2 protein-coding genes are annotated in these 2,642 nt (G+C 35.2%); both read right to left on the bottom strand.

Annotated elements, in window-relative coordinates; genetic code table 11:
* Window positions 1-173 precede the first annotated feature (173 nt).
* On the bottom strand, window positions 174-1,823 hold the full coding sequence (locus tag FHP04_RS14155) for an AAA family ATPase (protein ID WP_139856805.1): 1,650 nt from the start codon (window positions 1,821-1,823) through the stop codon (window positions 174-176).
* Window positions 1,824-1,964: 141 nt separating this feature from the next.
* Window positions 1,965-2,642, bottom strand: a 678-nt coding sequence (locus FHP04_RS14150) for a hypothetical protein (protein ID WP_218937262.1), incomplete at its 5' end; no start/stop codon positions are given.

Here is a 2,642-nt window from a genome sequence, read left to right as displayed (position 1 = left end):
CACCAACTCTAACTTGAGAGTAGCTAAAAGTTGTAGAAATTATTGTTAATGTAAAAAGTAAGGTTCTAAATTTCATATTATGTTATTTTGTTTAAATTTTGGCTAACGGTTTGGCTATGAGCAGTAGCGTCCCGAAGGGCGCTATTGCTTATAGGTTTTGTTGTGCTCAGTTTTTATTCAAATTTTAATGAATCTTTCAGCTTTTTAAATGGGACATACTCTTCAATTGATAAGTGCTTTGTGCAGGCTCTTGCATAATCAGAAGGATTTCTTGCTCCTGATATACTGCTCATTTTTGCAATTAAAGATTTTCCTGGCAGTAAACTTAGAATCAATTCAATGTTTCTCTCGTTAATTGCTTGTTCACAAAAGTCCAATTCAGCCTTCAAATGCGATTTGATTTTTTCATCATCAAGATTGGCTGTGGCGAACTCTGTTTGGTTCTTTGATTCTTCAATCAATTTTGATTCAAGAGCTTCAACCGTGTCAATTTGCTTCAGTTCGGTTTTAGGAATTGAAACAGCAAGATTTATTTTTGCTTTATCGAAAACTCTCTGAGCAGAAATTTCTAATTTTTGGTTCTCGAACTCTGATATTATTAGATTTTCAATTTCTTCAATAGACGGAATAGTTCCTTTAAGCCCCATCTTTTCAGTTACTTTAACCACTGCTTTAGGTAGACAGAAGTAAGATTCTGCTTCATGAAATGCAAGTGGAATACAATTGTCGGAAGTTAGGCTACCTATGGTTTCATTTGATTTATAATCTCTGTCAAATACACCAAACAACTTTACAGAGGGTGCAACCACATTCCAAACTCCTAAGCGATTTGCCACTGCTTGTACATCACTACCACTGCCCATTGGTACAATTTCAATATCAGTCCTACCGACAAGCCAACGATAAAATATAGAGTCAAATGAAGTCTCACGCCCTTCAGTGATTAGAGCATTTGAAGTTGAAAGAATAGCAGGAATACTTCCAAGCAAAGCTCTTAAATCATTCCCATCAATTTCACCAATATTACTAATCTCACTTATGTTCTCATTGGTATTACTAAGGACTAGAACGTTGTCTACATTGGCTCTCATTGAAAAGCCTACATTATGAGTGGTGTAGATAAAAACACAATTTGGAAGATCATTTTCTATAGTATCCCAAACTCTACAGGCCAGTGAAGGATTCAAGTTCAATTCTGGCTCGTCAACTAAAATTAAGCTTTTGTCATCTCCTAGAATTGCAATATCTGCTAAGATTGAAAGAACTTGCTTTTCTCCATCGGATAATTCGGAAGGGTTGTATGGTGCACTCCCATTTTTAATGCATGTTATGGACTTATTCGCTGAGTCTAATTTAAGTTGAATGGAAGGGAATATTTCTGAAAAGAGGGTAAATAGTTTTGTCAAAGGAGGTTCTTCTCTCAAAGGCATTGGGCCGTTTTGTCCATTTTTTTGCCATTCATTTACCTTGTCAGAATGTTCTCCCCTGATCTCTTGCCCCATTCGATCTAATAGAAGTAATGCATCCATCACTCTATCTGAAAGAGTTGTCTTTCTCTTATTTTGAAATGTCTGATTTGCTGTTTGTAGCGTTCCGTATTGCTGAAAATTGTTCCTATTTAGCTGAAGAGAGTTCGTAAGCTTTATTGTTCGTCCACCTTCTACGAAAATCACAGTTCTATCACCATAAAAATTTGGTGCTTGGTCACGAAGCTCTTTTAATAGCTTAGACTTTCCTGTCCCATTTGCGCCTAATAAAATGTTTATTCGGTTAAAAATAAATTCTTCTTCAGGTAGCCTGCTTAATTTAATCTTAGTTTCCATTTTATTCTAATTGAGCACAACGTGTTTGGCTATGGTTTCGTTGCGTGAAAATCCGCGAGGATTTTCCGCCGTAAACCGAAGATAGCAAATTTGCGAGGACTTTCCGCGAGGAAAGTCAGAAGCAATGAACTATAGCCGGTGTTAGAGTACGTATTTATTTAATTCAGCCCAAGTTTCAATTCCGTAAATTTTAGATAAACTTTGTCCATTAAATTCCAAATATTTCCATTTCTCTAATCCGTTGTCGTAAACTGAAATCATATGACTGCTGTTTTTTATTTTAATCAGTTTATTGATGGTGTCAATTTTTACATTTTCAATTCCGAATTGAGATTTATATTTTTCAATCACTCTTTCAGAAATTTTTGAAGAGTCAAATACCAAATCCGATGAATATTTAATAATTCTGAATTTTTTGTCATTTGAGTTTATAGTTTCGCTGATATCTACAATCTCTATATTATTAATCGAGATTGAATCCATTTGTTTTCCAACTCTTTCCATTTTAGTCAGAAATTCATTTTTTTCGTACACGCTCCAAAAATCAGTCGGCATAAAATCAACTGCTTTTTCGTATTCTCTTTTAGAAATCAGATTGCTGTACTCTAAAAAATCGGATTCCAATTGAGTTTTTGAGATTTCTTGTCCGCAACTAATGTTTGCAACAAGTAAAAATAATATCAAAAGTGTTTTTTTCATATGTACGCTAACGTCCCGTATAAAAACTGTGCGAGCGGGCGAGCGTGATTGTCCGCAGGACAATCCGCTGAGCAAGCGAGCACGGAATTTCGATTCAAGACAGGTTTTAGCATTGTTTTT

The sequence above is a fragment of the Aequorivita sinensis genome (assembly GCF_006346335.1).
In the GTDB taxonomy this organism is placed as follows: Bacteria; Bacteroidota; Bacteroidia; order Flavobacteriales; family Flavobacteriaceae; genus Aequorivita; species Aequorivita sinensis.
Note: the sequence above shows the minus strand (reverse complement) of the source record. Positions and strands in the feature narration are given on the sequence as shown.

What these genes read in the sequence shown, in the direction of transcription:
- FHP04_RS14155 (WP_139856805.1), bottom strand. Translation starts at nt 1,823, where the DNA reads ATGGAAACTAAGATTAAATTAAGCAGGCTACCTGAAGAAGAATTTATT.